Genomic DNA, 12969 nt, shown 5'->3' on the forward strand with positions numbered 1-12969 from the left:
TAGAGAGGTAAAGAGCAATGCGTTCACGATATGTACAAATTATAGGAAGAAATAATATGAAATATTGCATTTTATATTGTTACATCCAGATTTTATGTTAAATTCTTGAATGGAATATTAAAATAGGGGGCAAGGATATGAACAAGAAATCAAAGATCAATAAAGTGATGCTTAGCATTAGTACAATGGCTTTATCGTTAGGCGCACTTCAAACTCATGCAGCAGCGGAAGAAAAAGTACCGTATAACGTGTTAAAAACGAAACCGGTTGGAATTGAAAAGTCGGTAGATGAAGTTGGACATATTTCAAAAGTTGATGAAACTTTATCATTTCAAGAACGTTTAAAAGTAGGAGATTTTTCACAGCGACCAGCATCTATTACGAAGAAAACTGCAGTAAAGCAGGTTAAAGAAAGCTATTCAATGGCTGATTTAAACAAAATGAATGACCAAGAATTAGTTGAAACGTTAGGCAGTATTAAATGGCACCAAATTACAGACTTATTCCAGTTTAATGAAGATGCAAAGGCTTTTTATAAAGATAAAGGAAAAATGCAAGTCATTATAGATGAATTAGCTCATAGAGGTAGTACATTTACGAAAGATGATTCAAGAGGAATTCAAACGTTTATTGAAGTACTGCGTTCAGCTTTTTATCTTGCATTTTATAATAGTGAATTAAGCGACTTAAATGAAAGAAGCTTCCAGGATAAATGTTTACCTGCTTTAAAAGCAATCGCAAAAAATCCAAACTTTAAGCTTGGTACAGTTGAACAAGATACAGTCGTATCTGCGTACGGTAAATTAATTAGTAATGCTTCAAGCGATGTTGAAACGGTTCAATATGCATCGAATATTTTAAAGCAATACAATGATAATTATACTACTTATGTAAATGATCGAATGAAGGGACAAGCAATATACGATATTATGCAAGGTATTGACTATGATATGCAGTCGTACTTAACTGAGGCTCGTAAAGAAGCGAATGAAACGATGTGGTATGGAAAAGTAGATGGGTTTATTAATGAAATAAATCGTATTGCTCTTCTAAATGAAGTAACGCCAGAAAATAAATGGCTCGTTAATAATGGCATTTATTTTGCTAGCCGTTTAGGGAAGTTTCATAGCAATCCAAATAAAGGATTAGAGGTTGTTACACAAGCAATGCATGTGTACCCGCGCTTAAGTGAACCGTATTTTGTTGCGGTAGAACAAATTACAACAAATTATAATGGTAAAGATTATAGCGGGAATACAGTAGATTTAGAGAAAATACGTAAAGAAGGAAAAGAGCAATACCTACCAAAAACGTATACATTCGACGATGGATCAATTGTGTTCAAAACAGGAGATAAAGTATCAGAAGAAAAAATTAAGAGACTATATTGGGCTGCGAAGGAAGTAAAGGCACAGTATCACCGTGTAATTGGAAATGACAAAGCGTTAGAGCCAGGAAATGCGGATGATGTATTAACGATCGTAATTTATAATAGTCCAGATGAATATCAGTTAAATAGACAATTGTATGGATATGAAACAAACAACGGTGGAATTTATATTGAAGAGACAGGTACATTCTTTACATATGAGCGTACACCAGAGCAAAGTATTTATAGTTTAGAAGAGTTATTCCGTCATGAATTTACTCATTATCTGCAAGGGAGATATGAAGTTCCTGGTTTATTTGGAAGAGGAGATATGTATCAAAATGAAAGGCTAACTTGGTTCCAAGAAGGAAATGCAGAGTTTTTCGCAGGATCTACTCGTACGAATAACGTTGTACCAAGAAAGAGTATAATTAGCGGATTATCATCTGATCCTGCAAGCCGTTATACAGCAGAGCGTACACTATTTGCTAAATACGGTTCTTGGGATTTCTATAATTACTCGTTCGCATTGCAGTCTTACTTATATACGCATCAGTTTGAAACATTTGATAAAATTCAAGATTTGATTCGTGCGAATGACGTGAAAAATTATGATGCATATCGTGAAAATCTAAGTAAAGATCCTAAGTTAAATAAAGAGTATCAAGAGTATATGCAGCAGTTAATTGATAATCAAGATAAATATAATGTACCGGAAGTAGCAGATGATTATTTAGCTGAACATGCACCGAAATCGTTAACTGAAGTGAAAAAAGAAATTAGTGATACGTTGCCTATGAAAGATACAAAAATGACAAAACATAATTCTCAATTCTTTAATACATTTACATTAGAAGGTACGTATACAGGTAGTGTCACAAAAGGTGAATCAGAAGATTGGAAAGCAATGAGTAAAAGAGTAAATGAATCTTTAGAACAATTGGCGCAAAAAGAATGGAGTGGCTATAAAACTGTTACAGCATACTTCGTCAATTATCGTGTGAATAGCTCAAATGAATTTGAATATGATGTAGTCTTCCATGGAATCGCAAAAGATGATGGAGAAAATAAAGCTCCAACGGTTAATATAAATGGCCCTTATAGCGGTCTTGTAAAAGAGGGAATTCAATTTAAAAGTGATGGCTCAAACGATGAAGATGGAAAAATTGTTTCTTATTTATGGGAATTTGGAGATGGAAGCACAAGTGTAGAAGTGAATCCAGTACATGTATATGAAAGAGAAGGTTCTTATAAAGTATCGTTAAGAGTAAAAGATGATAAAGGCAAAGAGAGTAGAAGCGAAACAACTGTTACGATTAAAGATGGAAGTTTAACAGAATCAGAACCAAATAATCGTCCAGAGGAAGCAAATCGTATCGGGCTAAATAGTACGATAAAAGGTAATCTTATTGGCGGGGACCACACTGATGTTTATACATTTAATGTAGCATCAGCGAAAGATATCGACATTTCTGTTTTAAATGAGTATGGAATTGGGATGACATGGGTACTTCACCATGAATCAGATATGCAAAATTATGCAGCTTACGGTCAAGCCAATGGGAATCATATAGAAGCGAAATTTAATGCAAAACCAGGCAAGTATTACTTGTATGTATATAAATATGATAATGGCGATGGAACGTACTCATTATCAGTAAAGTGAAACTTTAATCATTCATCCTCCAATGATTATTAGCCCACACCAATCGGGGGAAAATAAGTGCTTTTCCAATGTATGTTTAACTTTACTTTTTGTGGAAAATAGTATATTATATAGATATATAATATATCGGTTATTTTCTAGGAGGAGCCTGTCACAATAGGTTTCTCCTGTTCTTTTTTAGGGGCCTGTTTTACAGGCTTTTCTTTAAAGAGTAAATAACTGAAAATTAAGAACTATAATCTTTGAAAGAGGTGGGGCATACACATAACAAAAAAGGGATTGTTTAAGAAAGGGGGATAAGAAATGGTCTTGTTTGGTTATCCACTTGAAACAATTTATTTATATGGATTTATTATTGCTACTATACTCACTGTTATTTATATCTTCTTTGGAGATATATTTGAATCGATATTTAGTTTTGGGGGCGGATCTGTATCCGTTGTTACTTTATTACTTAGTTTCTTCGCCATGTTATGTGGGCTTAGTTATATAGGAGAGTACTTATTTTCCTTTAATAGTATTACTATTTTCGGGGCTGCATTTGCTATATCTTTTATCGGTGTTTTCATCATGAAAATACTAATTTTAAAACCGATTGCAGAAGCAGAACAAAATACGATGCAACGTATGGATGAATTTATCGGTTGCAAAGGAGAAGTCATTACGACAATTCCTACAGAAGGATTTGGTGAAGTATTAATTTTATCCCAATTTGGAAGTAATGCAATCCCAGCTAAAACTGTTGGAAAAAAAGATATTTCGCAAGGAACAGAGGTTATTATCGAGGGAGTCCAAGATGGTGTTTTACTTGTACAAAACATCGCTTATTCTTTAAAAAAACCAAAATTATAAGGGGGAATTTACATGACGATTCCATTAATTATCGGTGGAGTTTTACTGGCAATTTTAATTCTACTCATTTTAGTATTCATTACGAAGTATCGTACGGTTGGTCCAGATGAAGCGTTAATTGTTACAGGGAACTGGCTTGGTGGAGGAAAGAATGTTGTTACCACTGATGATGGAAAGAAGATTAAGATTATCCGTGGGGGCGGTACTTTCGTAGTTCCAATTATGCAAAGAGCAGAGCCTTTAAGCCTATTAAACTACAAATTAGAAGTTGGTACACGTGATACGTATACGAAGCAAGGTGTTCCAGTTACAGTAAATGGTGTTTCTATTATTAAAGTAGGTTCTACAATTGAAGAAGTATCTACTGCAGCTGAGCAATATTTAGGAAAAGAAACAGAAGAGTTAAAAGTAGAAGCAAAAGAGGTTTTAGAAGGTCACTTACGTGCAATCTTATCTTCTATGACAGTAGAGGATGCGTATAGTAATAGAGAGCAATTTGCTCAAAAGGTACATGAAGTAGCTTCTACAGATTTAAAGAAGATGGGACTTCGCATTGTTTCTTTCACAATTAAAGAAATAATGGATAAAAACGGATACTTAGATGCGCTTGGTCAGCCGCAAATTGCGACAGTTAAGCGTGATGCAACAATTGCAAATGCAGAGCGTGAAAAAGAAGCACGTATTGAAAAAGCACGTGCTGAAAAAGAGGCAAAAGAAGCAGAATATCAACGTGATGCACAAATCGCTGAAGCTGAAAAACATAAAGAATTAAAAGTACAATCTTATAAGAGAGAGCAAGAACAAGCTCGTGCAGATGCGGATCTTTCTTACGAATTACAACAAGCGAAAGCGCAACAAGGTGTTACAGAAGAGCAAATGCGCGTTAAAATCATTGAGCGTGAGAAACAAATTGAATTAGAAGAAAAAGAGATTGCGCGTCGTGAAAAGCAATACGATGCAGAAGTTAAGAAAAAAGCAGATGCAGATCGCTATGCTGTTGAGCAATCAGCAGAAGCAGAAAAAGTAAAACAAATTAAAAAGGCAGATGCGGATCAATATAAGATTGAAGCTGAAGCGAGAGCTCGTGCGGAAGAAGTACGTGTGGAAGGTTTAGCGAAGGCGGAAATCGAAAAAGCGCAAGGTCAAGCGAAAGCGGAAGTACAAAAAGCGCAAGGTACAGCAGAAGCAGATGTTATTAGATTAAAAGGTTTAGCAGAAGCAGAAGCGAAACAAAAAATTGCTGAAGCATTTGAATTATATGGTCAAGCGGCAATTATGGATATGGTTCTTAAAATGCTTCCAAGTTATGCGAAGGAAGTTGCAAGTCCGCTTAGTAATATTGATAAAATCACAGTTGTCGATACAGGCGGCGGTGGTAAAAATAGCGGGGCCGGAAAAGTTGCGGGCTATGCCACTGATTTAATGGCAACGATGCAAGAAACGTTAAAGGCTTCTTCTGGAATTGACTTAAAAGAGCTATTAGAAGGATTTGCAGGAAAAGGAGCAGTGCAACAATTATCAAGTGATAAACCTGTTGTATCTGTAGTAGAAGATGAGAAAAAAGAAGTAGAAAAAGATAAAGAATAATAAGGTGGAAAGAACCTCTAGTAAGTGAAATACTAGAGGTTCTTCTGTGAATTATAATATTTCGAATAATATACATTTTTATACATTGTTTTAATTATTTAATTTATATAGAACGAAAAAGATATGTATCAATTCTTTATGATGTAGAAAAAGATAGAGAGTCTCATCGATACATTTAAATCGTATTATTTTTATAGAAAGATTAAATGTTAATTAATTACATTTAAAACGGTATGGAGGGGTAGAAGTATGTTTCAAGGGAAACTAAGGAGTAGTAGTTTAAAAACAAAGTTACTTGTATCATTTATTATTATTTTAGTTCTTCCAAGTATTGTAATTGGTTGGACGTCTTATCAACAGGCGAAGACGAATTTTAATGAAACGATTTTAAACTCGGCGAAAGATAATATAAAAATTTTGGATAATGTAATTAATAAAGAATTGGATAGTAAAAAAGTAGATGCAACTTATTTTACGAAATTATTCACACAATCAAGTTACCAAGCAGATCAAATTCAAAACATACAAAATAAACTAGAAGAATACAATAAACTGCATCCAGAAATGGAAGCAATCTATACAGGATCTAGTAATGGACAGTTCATTCAATCACCAGCTATTCAGATGCCAGATGGATATAATCCTACAGAAAGAGATTGGTATAAAGAGGCCGTGAAGAAAAGCGGAGAAGTAATTGTAACTGCTCCATATAAGTCAAAAACGACAGGGAATATTGTTATTACACTAGCAAAGCAAAACGAGGATAAAAGTGGAGTTCTTGGGATTGACTTAATCATTAATGATATTGTTACTACTTCCAAGATGGTTAATATCGGTAAGGAAGGATATGTAGCGATATTTGATCAAGATAAAAATGTAGTAGCGCACCCGAAAATGAAGCCAGGAGAGAAATTAGAAGAGAAACTTAGTAAAGAATTGTATAAACAGGAAGCTGGGGATTTTCATTATTCATTAGATGGTGAAGATCGCAATATCACTTTTAAAACGAATAAGAAAACTGGGTGGAAAATAGCAGGAATTATGCCTTCCAAAGAAATTATCGAAGCGGCTGAACCTATTTTCTATAAAACAGTAACTGTTCTTGGAATTTCACTAATAATCGGTGGGATTGTAATTTACTTCATAATTGCGTCTATTATTAAACCGTTAAAACAACTTGTCATATCATCGAAGAAGATTAGTGAAGGTGATTTAACAGAATCAATTACAGTTCATTCTAAAGATGAAATTGGACAGCTAGGAGAAAGTTTTAACGAGATGGCTGCATCGTTACAAAGTGTCATTTCCAATATAAACACTTCAGCAAGTCATGTAGCGGCATCTTCAGAAGAATTAACAGCTAGTATGAAGCAGACAAGCGAAGCGACGGAACAAATTACACAGGCAATAGAGCAAGTATCAAGTGGTGCAGAAATACAAACGAAAGAAGTTGAAGAAGGAGCAACATTGTTAGAAGAAGTTACAGAAGGAATTCAGCGTGTTGCAGATAGTTCTTCATTAGTATCTACAGCCTCTATGTATACGAAGAAAAAAGCTGAAAATGGTGGGAAGTTAGTTGAACAAACTGTGAATCAAATGCAATTAATTCATGAGTCTGTTTCACAGTCAGACAAAATCATTGGTTTGTTAGACGATAAGTCGAAACAAATTGGAGCAATCCTTGAAGTGATTCAACATATTGCAGAACAGACAAATTTATTAGCGTTAAATGCGGCAATTGAGGCTGCGAGAGCTGGAGAGCAAGGAAGAGGATTTGCAATTGTAGCAGATGAAGTGCGAAAGCTAGCAGAACAATCAGGACAGTCTTCTACGGAAATTGGGAAACTAGTGAAAGAGATTCAATTTGATATAAAAGAAACAGTAAGCTCTATGAATCAAGTTGGAGCAGAAGTACAATCAGGACTTGTAGTTGCAAATGAAACGAAGCAAAGCTTTGCTGAAATATTGAAATCTACGGATGATACAGTTGTACAAATTGATAACATGGTAGATGTAGCAAAACAAATGACGGTAGATGCAAAACAAGTAAGTGCATCTATTAATGAAATTGCAGCTACAATTGAAGAAAATGCAGCAAGCGTTCAAAATATTGCTGGTTCCTCTGAGGAACAATTAGCTTCAGTAGATGAAATAAATGCAGCAGCAGTCCATTTATCACAAATGGCAGAAGAATTACAAGAGATGATTAGTAAGTTTAAAGTGTAATAACGAATGTTAAGAAACGAGGTAGTAATTTTACTTCGTTTCTTTTTTTATGAGAAGAAAAAGAAAGAAATATAGAGTAACCGTGTTATGATTAAGTATAATTAAAGAGACTGTATATTCTTTAAATTCTATCTTTAATCATGTTAGGGGAATGGTTTTGAAATTAAAAAAATTAAAACTCCAACCGAGAATTACATTAACTATTAGTACACTTATTTTAGTTGTACTTATGCTAACGAGTTATTTATTTTATTACATATTATCTGAAACGGTAGAAGAGCAAATTGGCAAAAGGGCTTTGCATGTTGCGAAAACAGTTGCTGCTATACCTGAAATAAAGGAAGCTTTTCAAAAAGAAAACCCAGCTTCTATTATTCAGCCGATTGCAGAAAGAATTCGAATGGATACAGAGGCTGACTTCATTGTAGTTGGAAATAAAGAGGGGATTCGATATGCACATCCTGAGCGAGATAAAATAGGAGAAGCGATGATTGGTGGAGATAACAAAGGCGTTTTATTAGAAGGAAAATCATATGTTTCGAAAGCAACTGGATCATTAGGCCCTTCATTACGCGGAAAAGTTCCAATCCGTAATCAGGAAAATGAAATCATTGGTGTGGTGTCTGTTGGATTTTCAATGGATGATATTCATGGAGCGGTAGAGGTGTATGGAAAGCGTGTATTTTGGATTACAATAATAGGGCTATTAATTGGAGTAATCGGCTCTATATATTTAGCGGCAAGTATAAAAAGAATGATGTTCGGTATGGAACCAGAAGAAATTTCATCTTTATATGAAGAGCATAGTACAGTGATTCAATCTGTACGTGAAGGGATTATTGTAATCGATAAAAATGGCATGATTAGTTTAGTCAATCAAGCAGCTTATGATATTCTTTCGCTAGATAAACAACAAAATATTATTGGGGAATTTATTTTAAATGTAATTCCTAATTCAACGATACTAGATGTACTTCAAACTGGTGAAGAACAGTTTGATCGCCAATTAAATATAAAAGGACAGGCTGTTATTGCGAACCGTCTACCTATTAAAGTAAAGAATAAAGTAACTGGCGTTGTATCGAGCTTACGTTTGAAATCTGAAATGGATCAGTTAACAGCAGAATTATCTCAGACGAAGCAATATACAGAGGCATTACGAGCGCAAGCGCACGAATATAACAATTTATTGTATACGCTTTCAGGTCTTATCCAATTAGAATCATATGAAGATGCTTTAGAGCTTATTCATAAGGAAACAGCGGTATATCAAGATTTTGTTCAATTTATTATGAAGCGGATTCAAAATCCATGGCTAGGTGGAATTTTAATTGGATTTTATAATAGAGCACGAGAGTTGAAGATTGATTTTATGCTAGATAGAGAAAGTGGTTTAGACAAATTAAGTCCACATATTGAGAGTAATTATGTCGTTTCTATTTTAGGAAATTTAATTACGAATGCATTTGAAGCAATTGAAAAAAATGAAGAGAATGATAAGAGAGTAAGGATGTTTGTAACTGATATTGGAGAAGAAATATTAATTGAAGTGGAAGATTCAGGACAAGGGATTCATGATGAAATAATTACTAGCATATTCTATAAAGGCTTTTCGACGAAAGAAGGAGGAGAGCGAGGATATGGATTAGCAAAAGTGAAAGAGTTAGTAGAAGATTTAAATGGAAGTATTGCAATTGAAAAAGGGGATTTAGGTGGTGCGTTATTTATTATTGCACTACCGAAAGAGAGAGGCGAATAGTAATGGGTGAGGAGATTGAAGTATTAATTGTAGAAGATGATATTCGGATTGCTGACATTCATCGTCGTTTTACTGAGAAAATTGAGGGATTTAAAGTAATTGGAACGGCAACGACTGGAGAACAAGCGAAAGAATGGCTAGAGCTTGTGAAGCCACAGCTTGTTTTATTAGATGTGTACTTACCTGATATGCAAGGAACGGAACTTGTCACATATATTAGGCATCATTTGCACGATACAGATATTATTATGATTACAGCGGCATCGGAAACAGATGTAGTGAGGCACGCCCTGCGGGGCGGAGTAACAGATTATATCGTAAAGCCACTAATGTTTGACCGATTTAAAGCAAGTCTGGAAGGCTATCAAAAAAAGATTATACAGTTAAAGAAAAATAATCAATTATCTACGGAGCAAATTGAATATTTATGGTCTCAAAGAGGGGTGAAGGGAGATCAAATAGAATATGCCCCGAAAGGGATAGATCCTTTAACTTTAGCGAAAATAAAAAAGCATATGTTAACAGTTAATGAAGAAGGGATTACAGCAGAGGTGCTAAGTTCAATGGTAGGCGTAAGCCGATCAACTGCAAGGCGTTATTTAGAGTATTTGATATCTGGGAAGAAAGTCCACGCAGAGCTAATATATGGAAGTGTTGGGAGACCGGAGAGACGTTATTTTCTTGTTTCTTCATAATAAAAAACAGTAGAGGATTTTATTCCTTCTACTGTTTTTTTTGCATCTTATATTGGAATAATCCCAATTACAATTCCGGTAATTAACATAACCATTGTCGTTCCAACGGCCCATAATAAAGTGAAGCGTTGATGTTCACCGAAATCAACTTTTGCCATTCCGACCAATAAATAAGTGGAAGCGACAAGAGGACTTAATAAGTGAACGGGTTGCCCAAGTAAGGAAGCACGCCCCATTTCAGCTGCACTAATTCCGTAAGTCGCAGCAGCTTTCGTCAAAATAGGTAATACCCCGAAGTAAAATGCATCATTAGACATGAAAAATGTGAATGGCATACTGAGAAGTGCTGTAATAATTGGCAATTGTGGTCCAAGTGCATCTGGTATAAGAGTTACTACACTGTTAGCCATTGCATCTACCATTTTTGTTCCAGATAAAATACCAGTGAAAATACCGGCAGCAAATACGAGAGAAACAACTGCTAATACATTCCCAGCATGAGAAGCAATACGTTCTTTCTGTTGCTCTAAGTTTGGATAGTTAATCATAACAGCGATAGCAAAAGCGACTGTAAATAAAACAGGTAACGGCATAACTTCTAGTATGAGACAGACAAGTAATGTGGCGGTTAATAAAAAGTTAATCCATAGAAGTTTAGGGCGTTTATGCACTGCTGCTTCGACAGTTGCAGCTTGCTCATCCATTGTTTGCATTTGTTTTAAATATTGTACATCCATAATTCCTAAACGTTTTCTTTCTTTTTTTCCAAGATAGTAGGCAACGAAAACAACCCAAATTGCACCAGCAATCATTCCTGGAATAAGAGGTGTAAATAATTCGGAAGCTTCAAGTCCAAGTGCGCTCATAACACGAGCTGTCGGTCCACCCCAAGGTGTAAGATTTGTTACCCCTGCCCCTAACATAACAACTCCAGCTAATATGAGGGGGTTCATTCCAAGGCGCTTATATAGTGGATACATTGCGGAAACTGTAATCATGTATGTTGTTGTACCATCACCATCTAGAGAAACGATAATAGTCAATATAGCCGTTCCGACAACGATTTTTAAAGGATCTCCTTTTACAAATTTTAAAATCTTACTAATGACAGGATCGAATAAACCGCTATCAATCATAATCCCAAAATATAAAATAGCGAACATAAGCATAATACCAGTAGGTGCTAATTTTTGAATCCCCTCTAACATCATAGGCCCCATATTGGCATAGAATCCGCCAATTAATGCAAAAACACTCGGAATTAATATTAATGCTACTAGCGCTGACATACGTTTCGTCATAATTAAAAACATAAAGACAAATACCATCGCAAATCCAAGTAGTGCTAACATGTAATTTCCCCCTTAAAAGAATGATTGCGCTTTCAAAATAGAATAAAAATTCAGAAAAAGGTTTTTTATTTATAATAAAAGCATCTATTCAAATGGTAAATAATTTGAAAAATAACATCATTAGAAGCATAATTTTTATTTTGTTCATTTTGTTCACGGTAGTTAATTTGAATTTTTAAAAAGTAAGCTGCTTTTCGTAAGAATGGTAGAATAAGATGAAAATAGTGAAGTGTGAAATAGGGAGTAGATGTTATATGAAAACGAGAATTGAAGAGATTTATAGCTCTTATGAAGGAAAAGTAGAGGAGATTTTTATTAATGAATCTTCTTACGTATATGAATGGGAAAAATTACTGATGATCCGAAAAAATGACGGTGAGCTTAAAAAAATTGCAGTCGGGATTAGTGGAAATATAAGATTGGTAAATGTAGAAGTTGGACAGGAAATTAGTGCGGATACATTATTAGTTAAATTAGAAGATGATTTGTTAATTACAGGTTGCGAGTGATGAGAGATGTGTAGAAATAACTACACATCTTTTTTTGTTTTCTATATTACAAAAAGCACATTGTTTTTTCACAAATCTCACACAACCTTTTGGTATTCTTTTCGTGGAGTATACGGTTTCTAGGGAGGAATATTGATGAAAGTAAAATATGTCGTACTTGCTATATGTTTATGTTTCGTATTTACGGTAGTCGGGTGTGGGAAAAAGGAAACAGCAGCTGTTGCCATTGATGAGAAACATGATAAATGTGATATTTGCCAAATTGGGGTAACAGATAATCAATTTGCAACAGAAATTATTTTAGAAAATGGAAAAGCGTTAAAGTTTGATGATATCGGTTGTATGTATAAATGGATGGAGATCAACTCAGATGAAAAGACGAAAGAGAAATTTGTCCGAGATTATGATTCGAAAGATTGGATTTCGTTAGAAGACGCTACTTACGTATATGATAAAACAATAACGACACCGATGGCTTATAATGTCATCTCATTTAAAAATAAAAAAGATGCAGAGAGCTTTGTATCTAACTATAAGGGGAAAGTTCTTTCGTATAAAGAGCTAGCAGAGCATAAATGGGAAATGAATAAAGAGATGATGGGGAAACCGAAGGCAGGAAATCATGGTGGACATCATTAATAATAGAAAAAGACAACTATATAGTTGTCTTTTTCTATTATTACTCAGGTGCAAATATAGAAAAGGTGTAAAATTTTTAGAAGAACGGTTACAATGGAATATAGTAACCTAAAGCAATCATTTATCCCGCATTAACGGGCGGTAAGATCCCCACCTCAAAATTTAGTGAAAGCAAAGAAGTTAGGTGGAGTCGGGCTGCCCGTAAAAGCCCAACTGGTGTGGGCTAATAATTAGTGGTGGATGAACAAAACCCCCACTAATTAAAGTTTCACTTTATGTACTTTTTAGAAATGTATACAAATGCGGTAAAAACGT

General features: G+C 34.7%; 9 protein-coding genes. 8 read left to right on the forward strand and 1 reads right to left on the reverse strand.

What is annotated here, in order from left to right; all coding sequences use genetic code 11:
• Positions 1–137: 137 nt before the first annotated feature.
• The 6 genes from colA (at position 138) to NST90_RS02825 (ending at position 10154) form a co-directional block, all read left to right on the forward strand.
• Entirely contained in the window at positions 138–3035 is a 2898-nt protein-coding gene (gene colA, locus NST90_RS02800) for a collagenase ColA (RefSeq protein WP_283748111.1), read from the forward strand.
• Between the two features lie 303 nt (positions 3036–3338).
• The gene (locus tag NST90_RS02805; RefSeq protein ID WP_000242444.1) at positions 3339–3887 is read left to right on the forward strand and encodes an NfeD family protein; all 549 of its coding nucleotides are present in this window, start codon (positions 3339–3341) and stop codon (positions 3885–3887) included.
• A gap of 12 nt (positions 3888–3899) precedes the next feature.
• The gene (locus NST90_RS02810; protein ID WP_000155019.1) at positions 3900–5474 is read left to right on the forward strand and encodes a flotillin family protein; all 1575 of its coding nucleotides are present in this window, start codon (positions 3900–3902) and stop codon (positions 5472–5474) included.
• Positions 5475–5723: 249 nt separating this feature from the next.
• The gene (locus NST90_RS02815) at positions 5724–7700 is read left to right on the forward strand and encodes a methyl-accepting chemotaxis protein (protein WP_016121810.1); all 1977 of its coding nucleotides are present in this window, start codon (positions 5724–5726) and stop codon (positions 7698–7700) included.
• Positions 7701–7851: 151 nt separating this feature from the next.
• On the forward strand, positions 7852–9459 hold the full coding sequence (locus NST90_RS02820; RefSeq protein WP_002060713.1) for a sensor histidine kinase: 1608 nt from the start codon (positions 7852–7854) through the stop codon (positions 9457–9459).
• A 2-nt stretch (positions 9460–9461) separates the two neighbouring features.
• A complete protein-coding gene (locus NST90_RS02825; RefSeq protein ID WP_000503461.1) occupies positions 9462–10154 on the forward strand; it encodes a response regulator in 693 nt (230 codons plus the stop codon).
• Between the two features lie 47 nt (positions 10155–10201).
• Here NST90_RS02825 and NST90_RS02830 read toward each other — a convergent pair whose 3' ends face one another.
• Entirely contained in the window at positions 10202–11506 is a 1305-nt protein-coding gene (locus NST90_RS02830) for a CitMHS family transporter (RefSeq protein WP_000880474.1), read from the reverse strand.
• Positions 11507–11760: 254 nt separating this feature from the next.
• On the opposite strand from NST90_RS02830, the gene NST90_RS02835 reads away from it, so the two are divergent.
• Both NST90_RS02835 and NST90_RS02840 read left to right on the forward strand, forming a co-directional pair.
• Positions 11761–12015: a hypothetical protein gene (locus NST90_RS02835; RefSeq protein ID WP_000857376.1), complete on the forward strand. Its 255-nt coding sequence runs from the start codon at positions 11761–11763 to the stop codon at positions 12013–12015.
• A gap of 135 nt (positions 12016–12150) precedes the next feature.
• Complete coding sequence (locus tag NST90_RS02840) at positions 12151–12654, forward strand: nitrous oxide reductase accessory protein NosL (RefSeq protein WP_000865665.1); 504 nt, start codon at positions 12151–12153, stop codon at positions 12652–12654.
• The last annotated feature ends 315 nt before the right edge of the window (positions 12655–12969 follow it).

The organism is Bacillus sp. FSL E2-8900 (genome assembly GCF_037966225.1).
In the GTDB taxonomy this organism is placed as follows: Bacteria; Bacillota; Bacilli; order Bacillales; family Bacillaceae_G; genus Bacillus_A; species Bacillus_A cereus.

Excerpts from the sequence above, each read along its gene's own strand:
- colA (WP_283748111.1), top strand. The coding sequence starts at position 138 with ATGAACAAGAAATCAAAGATCAATAAAGTGATGCTTAGCATTAGTACA.
- NST90_RS02805 (WP_000242444.1), top strand. The coding sequence starts at position 3,339 with ATGGTCTTGTTTGGTTATCCACTTGAAACAATTTATTTATATGGATTT.
- NST90_RS02810 (WP_000155019.1), top strand. The coding sequence starts at position 3,900 with ATGACGATTCCATTAATTATCGGTGGAGTTTTACTGGCAATTTTAATT.
- NST90_RS02815 (WP_016121810.1), top strand. The coding sequence starts at position 5,724 with ATGTTTCAAGGGAAACTAAGGAGTAGTAGTTTAAAAACAAAGTTACTT.
- NST90_RS02820 (WP_002060713.1), top strand. The coding sequence starts at position 7,852 with ATGGTTTTGAAATTAAAAAAATTAAAACTCCAACCGAGAATTACATTA.
- NST90_RS02825 (WP_000503461.1), top strand. The coding sequence starts at position 9,462 with ATGGGTGAGGAGATTGAAGTATTAATTGTAGAAGATGATATTCGGATT.
- NST90_RS02830 (WP_000880474.1), bottom strand. The coding sequence starts at position 11,506 with ATGTTAGCACTACTTGGATTTGCGATGGTATTTGTCTTTATGTTTTTA.
- NST90_RS02835 (WP_000857376.1), top strand. The coding sequence starts at position 11,761 with ATGAAAACGAGAATTGAAGAGATTTATAGCTCTTATGAAGGAAAAGTA.
- NST90_RS02840 (WP_000865665.1), top strand. The coding sequence starts at position 12,151 with ATGAAAGTAAAATATGTCGTACTTGCTATATGTTTATGTTTCGTATTT.